The 15,117-nt window shown below is 61.2% G+C and carries 12 protein-coding genes; 2 read left to right on the top strand and 10 right to left on the bottom strand.

Annotation, left to right across the window (positions count from 1 at the left end; all coding sequences use genetic code 11):
- Window positions 1-253 precede the first annotated feature (253 nt).
- Window positions 254-1,549, bottom strand: a complete 1,296-nt coding sequence (gltA, locus tag ACR0KJ_RS04550) for a citrate synthase (RefSeq protein WP_170450352.1) — start codon at window positions 1,547-1,549, stop codon at window positions 254-256.
- 122 nt (window positions 1,550-1,671) lie between these two features.
- On the bottom strand, window positions 1,672-3,072 hold the full coding sequence (gene gltX, locus ACR0KJ_RS04545) for a glutamate--tRNA ligase (RefSeq protein WP_170450354.1): 1,401 nt from the start codon (window positions 3,070-3,072) through the stop codon (window positions 1,672-1,674).
- A gap of 78 nt (window positions 3,073-3,150) precedes the next feature.
- Here gltX and ACR0KJ_RS04540 point away from each other — a divergent pair, with 78 nt between their 5' ends.
- A complete protein-coding gene (locus ACR0KJ_RS04540; protein WP_480626052.1) occupies window positions 3,151-5,187 on the top strand; it encodes a ComEC/Rec2 family competence protein in 2,037 nt (678 codons plus the stop codon).
- Between the two features lie 8 nt (window positions 5,188-5,195).
- Here ACR0KJ_RS04540 and lexA read toward each other — a convergent pair whose 3' ends face one another.
- From lexA to ACR0KJ_RS04510, 6 genes are all read right to left on the bottom strand, one after another.
- Window positions 5,196-5,894, bottom strand: coding sequence for a transcriptional repressor LexA (gene lexA / locus ACR0KJ_RS04535; RefSeq protein WP_170450359.1), 699 nt, complete (start codon window positions 5,892-5,894; stop codon window positions 5,196-5,198).
- 78 nt (window positions 5,895-5,972) lie between these two features.
- Window positions 5,973-7,145 (bottom strand): molybdopterin molybdotransferase MoeA, encoded by a 1,173-nt coding sequence (locus tag ACR0KJ_RS04530; protein ID WP_170621860.1) that lies wholly within the window; start codon window positions 7,143-7,145, stop codon window positions 5,973-5,975.
- On the bottom strand, window positions 7,142-7,615 hold the full coding sequence (gene moaC, locus ACR0KJ_RS04525) for a cyclic pyranopterin monophosphate synthase MoaC (RefSeq protein ID WP_170450363.1): 474 nt from the start codon (window positions 7,613-7,615) through the stop codon (window positions 7,142-7,144). Before moaC ends, ACR0KJ_RS04530 begins: the two co-directional genes overlap by 4 nt.
- Complete coding sequence (gene trpC, locus ACR0KJ_RS04520) at window positions 7,615-8,427, bottom strand: indole-3-glycerol phosphate synthase TrpC (RefSeq protein ID WP_170621859.1); 813 nt, start codon at window positions 8,425-8,427, stop codon at window positions 7,615-7,617. Before trpC ends, moaC begins: the two co-directional genes overlap by 1 nt.
- On the bottom strand, window positions 8,424-9,443 hold the full coding sequence (gene trpD / locus ACR0KJ_RS04515) for an anthranilate phosphoribosyltransferase (RefSeq protein ID WP_480626051.1): 1,020 nt from the start codon (window positions 9,441-9,443) through the stop codon (window positions 8,424-8,426). Before trpD ends, trpC begins: the two co-directional genes overlap by 4 nt.
- Window positions 9,440-10,021, bottom strand: a complete 582-nt coding sequence (locus tag ACR0KJ_RS04510; protein WP_170450369.1) for an aminodeoxychorismate/anthranilate synthase component II — start codon at window positions 10,019-10,021, stop codon at window positions 9,440-9,442. The genes trpD and ACR0KJ_RS04510 overlap by 4 nt, the downstream gene beginning before the upstream one ends.
- Before the next feature lie 160 nt (window positions 10,022-10,181).
- Here ACR0KJ_RS04510 and ACR0KJ_RS04505 point away from each other — a divergent pair, with 160 nt between their 5' ends.
- Window positions 10,182-11,651 carry a divergent polysaccharide deacetylase family protein gene (locus ACR0KJ_RS04505; protein WP_480626050.1) on the top strand — a complete coding sequence of 490 codons (1,470 nt, stop codon included), beginning with the start codon at window positions 10,182-10,184 and terminating at the stop codon, window positions 11,649-11,651.
- Window positions 11,652-11,693: 42 nt separating this feature from the next.
- Here the strand turns inward: ACR0KJ_RS04505 and trpE are convergent, their stop codons facing one another.
- Together trpE and ACR0KJ_RS04495 are read right to left on the bottom strand one after the other, a co-directional pair.
- The gene (trpE, locus tag ACR0KJ_RS04500) at window positions 11,694-13,202 is read right to left on the bottom strand and encodes an anthranilate synthase component I (RefSeq protein ID WP_480626049.1); all 1,509 of its coding nucleotides are present in this window, start codon (window positions 13,200-13,202) and stop codon (window positions 11,694-11,696) included.
- Between the two features lie 11 nt (window positions 13,203-13,213).
- Complete coding sequence (locus ACR0KJ_RS04495; RefSeq protein ID WP_480626048.1) at window positions 13,214-15,055, bottom strand: peptidyl-prolyl cis-trans isomerase; 1,842 nt, start codon at window positions 15,053-15,055, stop codon at window positions 13,214-13,216.
- Window positions 15,056-15,117 lie beyond the last annotated feature (62 nt).

Genomic DNA, 15,117 nt, shown 5'->3' with positions numbered 1-15,117 from the left:
CAAAAGGCTGCTACCGCCTTCTTCTCTGGCCTCTTGTGGACCAATTGGCTGGGTCGCTGGTTCACTTACGGCAAGAGTCAAAGCCATGACCAAAACCCCCAAACAGAGGCGTTAGCCAAGAAGAAGAGCATTGGCGACACTAGAAAAATTCGAAGCGGCGGCACGACGGTGTTTTCCGTTGTCGGCCGGATCCACATTTGACTGCTCAAAAAAAACCCCGCAAATCGCGGGGTCTTTCTTGCATCATGCCGCCTCAGCGGTTTTCGATATCCACGTAGTCGCGGTTGGTCTCGCCCAGATACAACTGACGCGGACGGCCGATCTTGTTCTGTGGATCGGCAATCATCTCTTTCCACTGGCTGACCCAGCCAACGGTGCGCGAAAGGGCAAAGATCGGGGTGAACATCGAGGTGGGGAAGCCCATCGCCTCGAGGATGATGCCCGAATAGAAATCCACGTTCGGGAACAGTTTCTTCTCGGCGAAATACGGATCTTCCAGCGCCTCACGCTCAAGTTCCTTGGCGACCTGCAGCTTCGGATTGTCTTCAATGCCCAGCAGATCCAGCACTTCGTCAGCCGACTGCTTCATCACCTTGGCGCGCGGGTCGAAATTCTTGTAGACGCGGTGGCCAAAGCCCATCAGGCGGAACGGGTCGTTCTTGTCCTTGGCGCGGGCGATGTATTCAGGGATACGATCAACGGTGCCGATCTCTTCCAGCATCTCTAGACAGGCCTGGTTCGCACCGCCATGGGCCGGACCCCACAGGCAGGCGATGCCAGCGGCGATACAGGCAAACGGGTTTGCACCGGACGATGACGCCAGACGCACGGTCGAGGTCGAGGCGTTCTGTTCGTGATCCGCGTGCAGGGTAAAGATGCGGTCCATTGCACGGCTGAGGATCGGGTTCACCTCATACTCTTCCGCGGGAACGCTGAAGCACATGCGCAGGAAGTTCGACGCATAGTCCAGATCATTGCGCGGATACACGAAAGGCTGACCGGTGTGGTACTTGAAGGCCCAGGCCGCGATGGTGGGCATCTTGGCGATCAGACGGTGCGAGGCGACCTCGCGCTGATGCGGGTCCGAGATGTCGGTTGAATCGTGATAGAAGGCCGACATTGCGCCAACCACGCCAACCATGATCGCCATCGGGTGCGCATCCCGGCGGAAGCCGCGATAGAAATACTGCATCTGCTCGTGCAGCATGGTGTGACGGGTGATCGTGGTCTCGAAGGTTTCAAGATCCTTGGCGCTCGGCAACTCTCCGTACAGCAGCAGATAGCACACTTCCAAGAAGTGGGATTTCTCGGCCAGTTGGTCGATCGGATAGCCCCGGTGCAGCAGCTCGCCCTTTTCGCCATCGATATAGGTGATGGTGCTGTCGCAGCTTGCGGTCGAGGTAAAGCCGGGGTCATAGGTGAACACACCCGCCTGACCGTACAGTTTGCGGATATCGACAACGTCAGGCCCAGCGGTCGGCGAGTGAACCGGCAACTCATACTCTTTTCCATGCACGGTCAGAGTGGCTGTTTTGTTGCTATCAGTCATGATTGTCCCTTCTTCATTCGTGCGCAGGCAAAATCGTTGCCGAAACCTGCGGGCAATGACCGCGCGCAAGCGCGCAGTCCGGGTGTTAGCGGAGCAGCGTTACCCGTTTATGAAGCTTGGGTTTATTTCGCTGCCTCAGAAAGCCGCGCCAGGGTTTCATCGCGTCCCAGCACAAGCATCATGTCAAAAACCGAAGGTGTGACGGCCCGACCAGCCAATACAGCCCTAAGCGGGCCTGCCAGCTTGCCGAACTTGACCTCCCTTGCTTCGGCAAAGGAATTCAACGTCTCTTCCAGCTCGTTCCGGGACCAGCTAGCATTTTGCAACTGCGGCGTCAATTCATTCAGTATACCATCGGATACTGATGCCAACGCTTTTGCGGCTTTCTCATCCGGGGCAATCGGACGCTCGGTCAGTACAAAATGCGCTTTTTCAAGCAGTTCCGGGAAAGTGCGCGCGCGATCCTTGAGGCAATACATCGCACGTTCCAGATCACCCGATTGTGTCTGTGTGAGAGCGGGCAGCTCTGCTGCCGCGAGGTAATCTTCAATTTCTTGCCGCAGCGCAGCATCATCCGAGATTGCGATGTGCTGACCGCACAGGTTTTCCAGCTTTTTCAAGTCGAAACGCGCCGGGCTTTTGCCGATTCCATCCAGATCGAACCACTCTTTCGCCTGTGCGTCGGTGAAGAATTCATCGTCACCGTGGCTCCAACCCAGACGTGCCAGATAGTTGCGCATACCGGCGGCGGGATAGCCCATCGCCTGATATTCCTGCGCGCCCAAAGCGCCGTGGCGTTTGGACAGTTTCTTGCCGTCAGGCCCGTGAATCAGCGGAATGTGCGCCCAGACTGGAACGTCCCAGCCCATCGCCTCGTAGATCATCATCTGGCGGGCGGCGTTGTTCAGGTGATCGTCGCCGCGGATCACATGGGTGACGCCCATATCGTGGTCATCAACCACAACCGCCAGCATATAAACCGGTGTCCCGTCCGAGCGCAGAAGGATCATATCGTCTAGCTGATCGTTGCGGATGGTCACATCGCCCTGAACCTGATCCCGGATCACGGTCGCGCCGTCCTGCGGCGCCTTGATGCGGATCACAAAAGGCGCATCGGGGTGGGTTTCAGGGGGCGCATCGCGCCAGGGGCTGCGGAACAGGGTCGATTTCCCCTCGGCCCGTGCCTGTTCGCGGAATGCGGCGATTTCATCCTGAGACGAGAAACACTTATAAGCCTTGCCCTCAGCCAATAGCTGATGCGCAACCTCGGCGTGTCGTGCGGCCCCTTCGAACTGAGAAATCACGTCGCCGTCGTGATCCAGCCCAAGCCACTCCATGCCTTGTAGAATCGCCGCGGTGGCCTCGGGGGTCGACCGCTCGCGGTCCGTGTCTTCGATTCGCAGCAGGAACTTGCCGCCGCGCCCGCGCGCATAAAGCCAGTTGAACAGCGCTGTGCGTGCACCGCCGATGTGCAGAAAACCGGTGGGTGAGGGTGCAAAACGGGTGACGACCTGATCGGACATTATTTTGATTAACCTTTTGGTAACCGCGACGGGCATAGTGTGGCGCTTGTCTAACGAGCCCGAAGGACGGGGGCAACCATGCGTGTTCTTGCACGGGCCCAGGCGGCGCTGCTGAACCAGACGGGGTTCCTGTTTCCATGGTCTCCGGTATGTCTGGCGCTTGGGATTGGCCTCTATTTCGGATTGCGGTTCGAACCGGGCTGGCCGATCTATCTGGGCTTTGCGACCACCGGTTTGGTGCTGATCGGCCTGTGCCGCTTTTTACCGGCCGGATGGGGATCGTTGGCAATCGGGGGGGCGCTGGTTGCTGTCGGCTTTCTGCTGGCAGGTGCCCGCGCCCATATGGTGGCGGAACCGGTTTTGTCATGGCGGTATTACGGCCCCATCGAGGGGAGGGTCGTCGCCATGGACCGGTCTGCCTCGGATGCGCTGCGACTGACGCTGGATCAGGTGCGGGTAGGGGACGTGCCGCATGATCGGCGACCGCAGCGCATCCGTCTTTCCGTACATTCTCAGATCGATCCCATTGCGCCGGGGCAGCGGATCATGACCACCGCCCATTTGTCGCCGCCGCAAGGCCCGGTCGAGCCCGGCGGTTTCGATTTCCGCCGCCACGCCTGGTTTCAACGCCTTGGCGCGGTTGGATACACCCGCGTTCCGGTCATGACCATTGCCCCGCCGCAGGACGCGATGGACGGGGTTCGGATTACCGCGATCCGCATGAAGATTTCCGAGCGGGTGCGTGAGATCTTGCCGGGTGAGGTTGGCGGCTTTGCCGCCGCCGTCACCACCGGAGACCGCAGCGGTATGGGGCAAGCGGCGCTTGGGGCGTTACGGGCCTCGAATCTCGCGCATCTACTTGCGATCTCGGGCTTGCATATGGGGCTGTTGACCGGGTTTGTCTTTGTGGCCTGCCGGATCGGGCTGTCCGCGATCCCGGCCTTGGCCCTGCGCGTTCCGGTTCGCAAACTGGCTGCGGGATGTGCGCTGGTCGCTGCGGTGATCTACCTGATGCTCTCGGGCGGTAACGTGGCGACCGAACGTGCCTTTGTCATGGTCACCGTCATGTTGGGGGCGGTTCTGATCGACCGCCGTGCCATCTCGTTGCGGGCGGTGGCCGTGGCGGCGTTGATCGTGCTGGCCTTGCGCCCCGAAACCCTGCTGAGCCCCGGTTTTCAGATGTCATTTGCGGCAACCACGGCCCTTGTGGCCGTCTTTGGCGCATTGCGCGACTTCGGCCCGATGCCCGGCCCCAAATGGGTGCAGCCGATAGCCGGCGTTCTCATGTCATCTGCAATCGCCGGTCTTGCCACTGCGCCAATCGGCGCGGCACATTTCAACACCATGTCGCATTATGGCCTGCTGGCGAACCTTCTGTCGGTTCCGGTGATGGGGTCGGTTGTGGTGCCCTTTGCCGTGGTTGCGGCCTTGTTGGCCCCGTTTGGGTTGGAGGCGATTGCCATTCAGATCATGGGCATTGGCCTGCGATGGATCTTGATGATCGCGGACTGGGTCTCGGGCCTTGAGGGCGCGCAAGGTTACGTTGTCAGCCCGCCCTGGTTCGTGCTGCCGGTGATGGCCCTGGGCGCGCTTTGGATTGCCCTGTGGCAGGGCCGGGCGCGGTGGATCGGCCTTGCCCCCGTCGCCCTTGCCTTTCTGTTCTGGACGTCTGGCCATCGCCCCGAGGTGCTGATCGCCGAGTCCGGAGGGTTGGTGGGCGTCATCACTGAACAGGGCAGGGCGCTGAGCAAAGAAAAAGGCAGCGGTTTTGTTGCGACTGTTTGGTTAGAGAATGACGGGGACGGGCAGGATCAGGGGCACGCTGCCGGTCGTTGGCCGGGGCAGTCCGGCCTTATCCAGCGGATTGCCTTGCAGGACAAAGAGGTCATCCATGTCACCGGCAAAAGGGCCGCGCAGGAATTCACGGAGTGCCATGAGAATCAGATCGTTGTTTCAGCAATAAATCTGGACATGGACGGAGATTGCAGCGTTTTTGACCCCGAGCGGCTGTATGAGACCGGAAGCCTCTCCATCACTGATGGAAAGCTGGTCACCAGCGCGGATCTGACCGGGCATCGCCTGTGGTCCCCGAAACCCTCCGGGGACAGGCGTTAAAGGTGGGATCAGTAGGTGCGGATCAACCCGACCAGACGACCCTGAACCTTGATTTTGTCTTCGGGCAGCACCCGCGTTTCATAAGCCGGGTTCGCGGCCTCAAGCGCGATGGCCTGACCACGGCGGAAGAAACGCTTCAAGGTGGCCTCCTGATCCTCGACCAGTGCAACAACGATGTCGCCGTTGTCAGCGGTCGATGTCTCGCGGATCACGACGACGTCGCCATCATTGATCCCGGCATCGATCATCGAGTCGCCCTTTACCTCAAGCGCGTAATGCGAACCCTGACCCGAGACCATGGGGCCGGGTACCGCCACACGATGCGAGACGTGGCTGATCGCCTCAATCGGCACACCAGCGGCGATCCGGCCCATAACGGGCAGTTCCATAGCGTCCACCGCAACAGGTTCAAAGTTTGCCGGGCGTTGGCCTTCAGGCTTGTCACCATCGATCACGCGCGGGCTGAACCCCGCCGTGGGTTGTCCGCCAAGGCTTTCGGGCAATTTCACAATCTCGATCGCGCGGGCACGGTGGGCCAGACGGCGGATAAATCCACGCTCTTCCAATGCCGTGATCAACCGATGAATGCCGGATTTCGAACGCAGGTCCAGCGCGGCCTTCATTTCGTCAAAGCTGGGCGGAACACCGTCCGCCTGCACGCGTTTGTGGATGAATTCCAGCAAATCCAATTGCTTCTTGGTCAGCATCGCTCACACCTCGTCGCTCATGCGTTTTCTTTTGTTCTACGCATGTTCACGTTTTGTGTCAACGAATTTGACGATGTTCTATATCGGCAGGTAGCGCACCTTTGCCCCCGCAGGCAGCGCGGGATCGTCGGGCGGGCGCACCAACAAGGCGTTGGCCTGTGCCAGAACGCTCAGCAGAGAACTGTCCTGATCGGCACAGGCGCGGATGCCGTTCTCGTCGAGGATTGCGCGCATATAGTGCTCGCGCGGGCCGTTCGGCGACAGCGGCTCGACCAGGGTGGCGGTCCTGAACGGTGTCACAACCGAATCCAGACCCAACATGCGCCGCACCATCGGAGCCAGGAACAAATAGCCGCAAACCATTGCGCTGACGGGATTTCCGGGCAGACCGACCATGGCCGTATCGCCCATCCGTCCGGCCATCAGGGGTTTTCCGGGCCGCATTCTGATCTTGTAGAACGACCGTTCCATCCCCAGCGCCTGGGACACGTCGGACACCAGATCATAGTCGCCGACCGACGCGCCGCCGATTGTCACCACCAGATCAGCGCCCTCGGCCAGACCAAAGGCGGTTTCAAGCGACGATACCGTATCCTGCGCGATGGGCAGGACGCGGACATGTGCGCCAAGCCCTTCCAGCAAGGCTTTCAGTCCGAACGTATTCGAGGCGATGATCTGGTCAGGGCCGGGCGTTTCGCCGGGCATGACCAACTCATCCCCGGTCGAAATCAGCGCGACCTGAGGTTTCCGCGTCACCGGTACCATTGCGATGTTCATGGCGGCCATCAGGGCGGCATCTTCGGGGCGGATCAGACGCGGGGCGGTGATTTTGGTACCCTTGGCAAAATCCACCCCGGCGGGCCGGATGTTGGTTTTGGGGCCGGGGGCGTCGGTTATGGTGATCAGGTCGCCCCGGCGATCCACATCTTCCTGAATAGCAATGAAATCAGCACCTTCCGGCACCGGCGCGCCGGTGAAAATGCGCACAGCCTGACCCGGCCCGACACGTCCATCGAAGCGATTGCCCGCAGCGGATTCCCCTACGACTTTGAACATGGCATGCAGTTCAACCTCAGCCGCTTTGACCGCGTATCCATCCATGGAAGAGGCCGCAAAGGGCGGCTGGTCGCGCGTCGCTGCGACGTCTTCGACCAGGACCCGGCCTGCGGATTGGGCCAGTGGCACATGCTCGACCGGCAGCGGAGCAACCAGATCGAACAGCAGGGCGCGGGCGTCTTCAACGGTGATCATTGCGCTTCGTAACGCCCCGATTTTCCGCCATCTTTCAAAAGGACCCGAATACCGCCGATCTCCATCGCCTTGTCCACGGCTTTGGTCATGTCATAGACCGTCAGCGCGGCGGTCGAGACGGCCGTCAGCGCCTCCATCTCAACCCCGGTCTGGCCCGAGGTCTTTACGGTGGCTTCGATCTGAACGCCCGGCAGATCAGGGTCCAGCGTCAGCTCCACGGCAACCTTGGTCACCGGCAAAGGGTGGCAAAGGGGGATCAGGTCAGGCGTTTTCTTGGCCCCCATGATTCCGGCCAGTCGCGCAACGCCCAGAACATCGCCCTTCTTGGCGCGACCTTCTGAAATCAAATCAAAGGTTTCTTGCGCCATCTTGATGTGCCCTGCGGCCACCGCCACACGGTCCGTCACCTCTTTATCCGAGACATCGACCATATGGGCCTGACCTTGCGCATCGAAATGGGTGAGCGGCATCACATCACTCCGGGGATCAGCGGGTTTGACAGGATGTGCCGGGTCGCGGCGGTCACGTCGTCCTGACGCATCAGGCTTTCGCCGATCAGGAAACACCGCGCGCCGTAACGGGCGATATCGGCCAAATCCTCGGGCGCGCCCAGACCGCTTTCGCAGACGATCGTCCGGTCTCCTGGAACCAGCTTCGACAACCGCCGGGTCGTATCAAGAGTGGTCTCGAACGTCTTGAGATTTCGGTTATTTATCCCGATCAGAGGGCTTTTCAACTGCGTCGCGCGCTCCAACTCGGCCGCGTCATGAACCTCGATCAGAACGTCCATGCCCCAGTCACAAGCGGTTTGTTCCAGTTCGGCGGCCTGAGCATCCTCGACCGAGGCCATGATGATCAGGATACAATCTGCCCCCAATGCGCGCGCTTCGACGACCTGATAGGGGTCATACATGAAATCCTTGCGCAGGGCGGGCAGGTTGGTGGCGGCACGGGCTGCGGTCAGATAGTCTTTGGCGCCCTGAAAGCTTGGCGTGTCCGTCAGCACCGACAAACAGGCCGCGCCGCCATCTTCATAGGCTTTCGCCAGAACCGGTGGATCAAAATCCGGACGGATCAGACCTTTCGAGGGGCTGGCCTTTTTGACCTCGGCAATCAGTCCATACCCGGTGCGGGACGCATCGTGCAGCGCTGCAGCAAAGCCGCGAACCTCGGGCGCTTCGCGCGCCTCGCTTTCCAACTCGTCCAGCGATTTTTGCGCCTTGTCCGCTGCGATCTCTTCCAGCTTGTAGGCTTTGATTTTGTCCAGAACAGTCTCGGTCATGCGGCTTCCTGTGTGATCCGCGCCAGGGCGGTTATTTTCTCTTTTGCTTTGCCACTGTCGATGCTTTCGGCAGCCTTTTCAACGCCTTCGCGCAGGTCCGAGGCCGCCTCGGCCACGACCAGAGCGGCTGCCGAATTCAGGAGAACGGCGTCGCGATAGGCCGACGGCGCGCCCTCCAGCAAGGCGCGAAAAGCGGTGGCGTTTTCCTCGGGCGTGCCGCCGATGATGTCCTCGAACGGGTGCACAGGCAGGCCCGCGTCTTCCGGGTGCAGTTCAACCTCTTTGACGGTATCGTCTTCCAACGCGGCAACCCAGCTGACGCCGGTAATGGTCAACTCATCGGTGCCGTCCGAGCCATGGACCAGCCATGCACGGTCGGAACCCAACAGACCCAGCGTCTCTGCCATCGGTCGGATCAATTCGCGCGAGAACGCGCCGGTCAACTGGCGCTTGACGCCCGCCGGGTTGGTCAGCGGCCCGAGAATGTTGAAGATCGTGCGCGTCCCAAGCTCTTGCCGCGAGGGCATGACATGGGCAATGGCCGGGTGGTGCATTGGGGCCATCATGAAGCAGATACCGGCCTCATTCAGCGCCTTTTCAACCACTTGTGGGCCAACCATCACGTTGATTCCCATCTGGCCCAACGCATCCGCCGCGCCGGATTTGGAACTGAGATTCCGGTTGCCGTGCTTGGCCACGGTGACACCGGCCCCCGCCACGACAAAGGCCGTCGCGGTCGAGATGTTCAGGGTTCCCTTGCCGTCACCGCCGGTGCCCACGATGTCCATTGCACCCGCAGATGCGGTCACGGCGTTGCACTTGGCGCGCATCACAGCGGCGGCGGCGGCGTATTCGTCCACGGTTTCGCCCCGCGTGCGCATCGCCATCAGTAGCCCGCCAATCTGGCTGGGGGTGGCTTCGCCGTCGAACAGAATGCCAAAGGCCTGTTCCGCCTCGGCACGGGTCAAAGGCCGATCAGCCGACGCGCCGATCAGTGGTTTCAATGCGTCGCTCATGCGGGGACTTTCAGTTCTTGCAGGAAGTTCTTGAGCAGGGCGTGGCCATGCTCGGATGCGATGGATTCCGGGTGGAACTGGACGCCGTGAATGGGCAGTTCCTTGTGTTGCAGCCCCATTATGGTGCCGTCTTCCAGTTCCGCCGTGATCTCAAGGCAGTCCGGCAGCGTCTCACGCTCGACGATCAGGGAATGGTAGCGGGTCGCTTCAAAGGGTGAGGGCAGTCCGGCAAAGACGCCTTTGCCGGTATGTTTCATCGTGCCCATCTTGCCGTGCACGATCTCATGGCAGCGCACGACCCTACCGCCAAAGACCTGTCCGATAGTCTGATGGCCCAGACACACACCCATAAGGGGTGTCTTTGTCTCGGCAGCGGCTTCGGTCAGGGCCAGGCAAATCCCGGCCTGATCCGGGTCGCAGGGGCCGGGGCTGAGCAGGATGCCGGCGGGGTTCATCGCCATGGCTTCCTGCACATCCAGCGCATCGTTGCGGCGAATGACCATTTCGGCCCCAAGTTCGCCCAGATAATGCACCAGGTTGTAGGTAAACGAGTCGTAGTTGTCGATCAGCAGCAGCATTTGGGCACTTATCTTCGCTTGGGCATTTCAGGCTGGCGATGCAGCCCCCGGCCACGGTATAATGTCGGGACATACATGCTCAGGCTTGTGCGGCAGCGTCAAGAGGACATCCCGTTCCCGGCGCGTCATCAGGCCAAGCGTCGCAGCAGACGGCGTCGGGATGGGCAAAGCAGTAAACAGGCGAAAGGCACTGGTCATGGGCGGATTTATCGGGGGAATGGTCGCGGGCGCGGTCGTTGTTTTGATTCTGGGCACGGTACTGTCGTTGCAGGCGCCGTTGGCTCAGCGAACCGCGGTCACGACCGAAGCGCCGCAACCCGAAGACGTGGCGACATCCGAGGCCCCGGAAGGTGTGGCCGAGACCGGATCGGATGCGGATCTGGTCGAAGTGCCCCCCGCTGCGCCAAATGTTGCCGAGTACCAAGAAGAGGACGCAGCCGATCTGTCAGGTCTTGAGGCCGAGGCAGATGCCCAACCTGTGATCACGGATCCGGCGCAACAGGCCGAACAGCCTGATCCTGCGGTGTCCGAGGACGTCGCGGTGCTGACGGATCCGCCCGCCGCGCCACAACTGCCGGGGGCAGCGCCGCAGGCCCCTCAGGACGATAGCCAACCGCTGGTGATCGATGAGACACCCGCGCCGCCTGCAAACGAAGATGTGGCTGGACTGGAACCCCAGCCAGAACCGGCGCAATTGCCGGGCACGTCCAACGAGGACACCGAAGAGAACCCGTTTGAAAACAGCCCGATTGCCGTTGAAGGCGATGAGGATGTTTTGCCCCGGACCTTGCCGCGTCTTGCAGCGCTGCCTCAGATCGGGGGGGAGGGTGAGACCAGCACCAGCTCAATCATTGGTAAACGCGTTGTTCCCCTGACTGAACGGGACGATCCGCCAGCGACGGATACACCAAGCACGGACGCGGCAGGTACGGATGGATCGATTGCCATCGCGGTCGGAAAGCCCATCGAGGCGTACGCCGCGTCGTTCGATAACCCCGAGGCCAAACCGCTGATGTCGATCATTCTGATCGATGACGAGGACGCATTTGGAGCCGAGGCGCTGCAGGATTTTCCCTATCCGATCAGCTTCGCCGTCAGCCCGTCCGACCCGAATGCAGCCGAGAAGATGGCCCGCCACCGAGCCGCCGGGTTCGAGGTGATGGCCTTGGTTGATCTGCATGAGGCGGCCAGCGCACAGGATGCCGAGGTTTCGATGGCCGTGTGGCTTGAAGCGCTGCCGGAAACCGTGGGTATTCTGGAAGGGGTCGATACCGGCATTCAGGGCAATCGCAAACTGGCCGATCAGGTGGCCGAGATTGCGGGTGTGACGGGCCGGGGGCTGATCACGCAGGATAACGGGTTGAACACGGTCCAGAAGATCGCGGCCCGCAACGGTGTGCCGTCGGGCGTGGTGTTCCGCGATATCGACGGGGCGCGTCAGGACCCCAAGATCATGCGTCGGTTCCTGGACCAGGCCGTGTTCCGCGCCGGACAGGAAGGCACGGTTGTGATGCTGGGTCGCGTGCGGCCCGAGACGATCTCGGCCCTGTTGCTTTGGGGATTGGAAGATCGCGGCAATCGGGTTGCGATGGCCCCGATCTCGGCCGTCATGATGCGCGAAGTGCAGTAAGATAAAGAAAGGCGGCTGATCCGGGATCGCCGCCTTTTCTTATTAGTTGCCGCTGCCGGTGAACCGGGCAGAATCTGCCGCAGCCCGTCGGATCGCATTGGATTTGTGGACTGTCTCCATATACTCAGCCTCTGGGTCGCTGTCGTAAACAACGCCGCCACCGGCCTGAATATAAAGCTTCTGATCCTTCACGATCGCTGTGCGCAGGGCGATGCACATATCCATATCGCCGCCCGCGCTGAAATAGCCGACACCGCCGCCATAGACGCCGCGCTTTTCCGGCTCCAGCTCGTCGATGATCTCCATCGCGCGGACCTTGGGCGCGCCCGAGACGGTCCCCGCAGGCATCCCGGCAAAGAAGGCATCCAGCGCGTCTTTGTCCTCGGCCAGTTCGCCAACCACGTTCGAGACGATGTGCATCACGTGGCTGTAGCGTTCGATGATGAACTCTTCGGTTGGACGTACGGTGCCGATCTTGGCAACGCGGCCTGTATCGTTGCGGCCCAGATCCAGCAGCATCAGATGCTCTGCCAGTTCTTTCTTGTCAGCCAGCAGATCGACCTCGTTTGCCTTGTCTTCTTCGGGCGTCGCGCCGCGTGGGCGGGTGCCTGCGATGGGGCGAATGGTGACTTCGTCGCCGAAGACGCGCACCAGAATCTCCGGGCTTGCGCCCACAACCTGAAAGCCGCCGAAGTTGAAGTAAAACATGAAGGGCGAGGGGTTGGTGCGGCGCAGCGAGCGATAAAGCGCAAAGGGCGGCTGGGGAAAATCCTGCGTCCAGCGCTGCGCCGGGACGACCTGAAAAATGTCGCCCGCGCGAATGTATTCCTTGGCCTTTTCAACGGCTTCCATATAGCCGGATTTGGTGAAGTTCGACACGGGCGGCGCAACCTCGGACGCGTCCCCCAGATCGCGGGTCTCGGCAGGCATGGCGCGTTCCAGATCGCGGACCGCGTCCATCACACGCTCAGCCGCTTGGGCATAGGCGGCCTTGGCGGATTGCCCCTCACTGACCCAGGCGGGCGAGACAACGGTGACCTCGCCCTTCACACCGTCCAGCACCGCGATGACCGACGGGCGCAGCATGATGGCGTCCGGCAGACCCAGCGGGTCGGGGTTCACGTCCGGCAGATACTCGACCAGACGCACCATGTCATAGCCCAGATAGCCAAACAGCCCGGCGGCGGCCTGCGGCAGATCATCGGGCAGGGCGATCCGGCTTTCCGCCAGCAAGGCGCGCAGGTTGTCCATCGGGTTGCCGTCCTGAGGCGCAAACGCCTCGGGGTCGAATCGGGCCGATCGATTCAGTTCGGACGCCTCACCCCGGCAACGCCAGATCAGATCGGGCTTCATTCCGATGATCGAATAGCGCCCGCGCACCTCTCCGCCAGTGACGGATTCCAGCATGAACGCGTCTTTCTGCGCGCCGGTCAGTTTCAGCATCAGCGAGACCGGCGTATCCAGATCAGCGGCGAGACGTGTGTAGACGACCTGATTTTCACCCGCTTCATAGGCGCGGGCGAAACTGTCGAAATCGGGGGTCAATGCCATCTTGGTCTCGTTTAATAGCTTGCCTGCACGGCGTTCAGGGCTTGCTGATCGACCACAGGGCGGGCCCGTGTTTGCGCATCGCGCACATAGGTGTCAAAGATATTCTGGGCCAGTGCCTGATCCAGTTGAGCCGTCAGTGCTTCCTGCACCTGACGCAGTTCGTCGGTCTCGGCCGGAGGCAGAATCTCATCCAGACGCACGATCATGGCCGCGTCGTTGCCGCTGATCACGCGCAACTCGCCGGGTTCCATTTCGAACACTTCGGCCATGAAACTGGGCGGCACATCGTCCAGAAACGCGGTGCGGGTCAGGGCGTTTTCGACGCGGAACGGCAAGCCGGTTGCAGTGAAATCGCCGTCGGTTGCCAATTCCACCAGGACCGAGGCCGCCTGATCCAGCAGTGCTTTGTTTGTCTCTGCAGCAGTCCAAGCGGCGGCGACGCGATCACGCGCGCTGTCCAGCGGTTCAGGGCGCGGCGGCAGTTCTTCATCCAATCGCAGGGCAAAGATCGAGCCGTCCTCAAGAAAGCCGATCTCGGGGAAGTCGCCTTCACGCACGGCTTCGGCGGCGGTGCGGAACCCGTCATAGGCGGCAACGCTTTCGTCGCTGTCGCCGGTCCAGTCGATCTGGCCCAATTCCATCTCGGTCTCGGCAACCAGTTCTTCCAGGGTGGCACCACCGGCCAGCATGTCGTTGATGTCTTCCGACTGCGCCTCGATCAGACGGCGGGCGCGGTCCGAGGCGATTTCTTCGCGCAGGGCCGGTTCGGCGTCTTCAAACGGAGTGTTGTTTGCGGCCAGCGATCCGTTGATGCGGAACAGGGCAGGGCCGAAGACCGACGGCAACGGACCGACGACCGCGTCCAGTTCGGCGGCAAACACCGCAACGGCGGCCTCGCCCAGATCATCGCGTGTGACGTCGCCCAGATCGATATCGCTCAGCTCCAACTCGCGGTCGCGAACCAGTTGTTCGAACGTGGTTCCACCCACTTCAAGTTGGGCCTTGGCATCATTTGCGGCCTCTTCGCTGGGGAAGTTCAGACGCTCGACCAGACGGCGTTCAGGCTGCTGGAATTCCTCCGCACGCTGATCGTAAAGGCGGCGCAGCGTGTCCTCGTCAACCTCGACCGTGTCCACCAGCATTTCGGGCGACAGGATGGCATAGGTCAGGCTTTTGGTACGCGGCAGGGTGAACTGATCCGTGTTCTCATCGTAGTAAGACTGAACCTGATCTTCGCTCGGCTCGGCGACCGGCGTGGTCAGCGCGTCAACGCCAAGCGTTGCCACGGTAAAGCTGCGGCGCGCGCCGATATAGTCGACCATGGTTTCGGTCAGCGTTGTGGGCATCTTCACGCCACCAGTCACAGCGGCTTGAATGATCGTGCGCGAGGACTCCTTGCGCAGATCGTCTTCGAACTCGGTATCGGTCATGCCGATCTGTTCCAGCTGGAACCGATAGGCTTCGCGGTCAAACGTGCCGTTCACGCCCTGAAAGGCCGGGATCGCCACAATCTCTTCCTGCAGGTTTTCATCCCCGATCGAGATACCAAGCTGAGCGACCTCGTTGTCCAAAGCGGCCAGCGCAGTCAGGCGCGACAGGGCCAGTTGGTCCAACCCAAATTCACGGGCCTGAGACATTTGCAGCGGCTGACCGGTCTGCGCCTCGACGGCGCGGATTTCGCGCTGTAGTTCGCGCACATAAGCCTCGACCGAGACGCTTTCGTCGCCCACTTGCGCCACGGTCCGCACCGTACCGCTGAGATTGGTTGCGCCAAAGCCTGCGAGACCTACGAACAGAAGGCCCATCAGTATCCAGACAAAGGTTTTTGAAAGACTGTTCTTGCCTGCAGCCATAATGCCCTCTTGGTGTTTTTGGCAGGTCTCTGCCCTGTTGGTCGGGGCCCTGAATACGACGC

Source organism: Ruegeria sp. AD6, from assembly GCF_056542325.1.
The sequence above is the reverse complement of the archived record's forward strand: the minus strand, read 5'-3'. Positions and strand labels throughout refer to the sequence as shown.

Excerpts from the sequence above, each read along its gene's own strand:
- gltA (WP_170450352.1), bottom strand. The coding sequence starts at position 1,549 with ATGACTGATAGCAACAAAACAGCCACTCTGACCGTGCATGGAAAAGAG.
- gltX (WP_170450354.1), bottom strand. The coding sequence starts at position 3,072 with ATGTCCGATCAGGTCGTCACCCGTTTTGCACCCTCACCCACCGGTTTT.
- ACR0KJ_RS04540 (WP_480626052.1), top strand. The coding sequence starts at position 3,151 with ATGCGTGTTCTTGCACGGGCCCAGGCGGCGCTGCTGAACCAGACGGGG.
- lexA (WP_170450359.1), bottom strand. The coding sequence starts at position 5,894 with ATGCTGACCAAGAAGCAATTGGATTTGCTGGAATTCATCCACAAACGC.
- ACR0KJ_RS04530 (WP_170621860.1), bottom strand. The coding sequence starts at position 7,145 with ATGATCACCGTTGAAGACGCCCGCGCCCTGCTGTTCGATCTGGTTGCT.
- moaC (WP_170450363.1), bottom strand. The coding sequence starts at position 7,615 with ATGCCGCTCACCCATTTCGATGCGCAAGGTCAGGCCCATATGGTCGAT.
- trpC (WP_170621859.1), bottom strand. The coding sequence starts at position 8,427 with ATGACCGAGACTGTTCTGGACAAAATCAAAGCCTACAAGCTGGAAGAG.
- trpD (WP_480626051.1), bottom strand. The coding sequence starts at position 9,443 with ATGAGCGACGCATTGAAACCACTGATCGGCGCGTCGGCTGATCGGCCT.
- ACR0KJ_RS04510 (WP_170450369.1), bottom strand. The coding sequence starts at position 10,021 with ATGCTGCTGCTGATCGACAACTACGACTCGTTTACCTACAACCTGGTG.
- ACR0KJ_RS04505 (WP_480626050.1), top strand. The coding sequence starts at position 10,182 with ATGGGCAAAGCAGTAAACAGGCGAAAGGCACTGGTCATGGGCGGATTT.
- trpE (WP_480626049.1), bottom strand. The coding sequence starts at position 13,202 with ATGGCATTGACCCCCGATTTCGACAGTTTCGCCCGCGCCTATGAAGCG.
- ACR0KJ_RS04495 (WP_480626048.1), bottom strand. The coding sequence starts at position 15,055 with ATGGCTGCAGGCAAGAACAGTCTTTCAAAAACCTTTGTCTGGATACTG.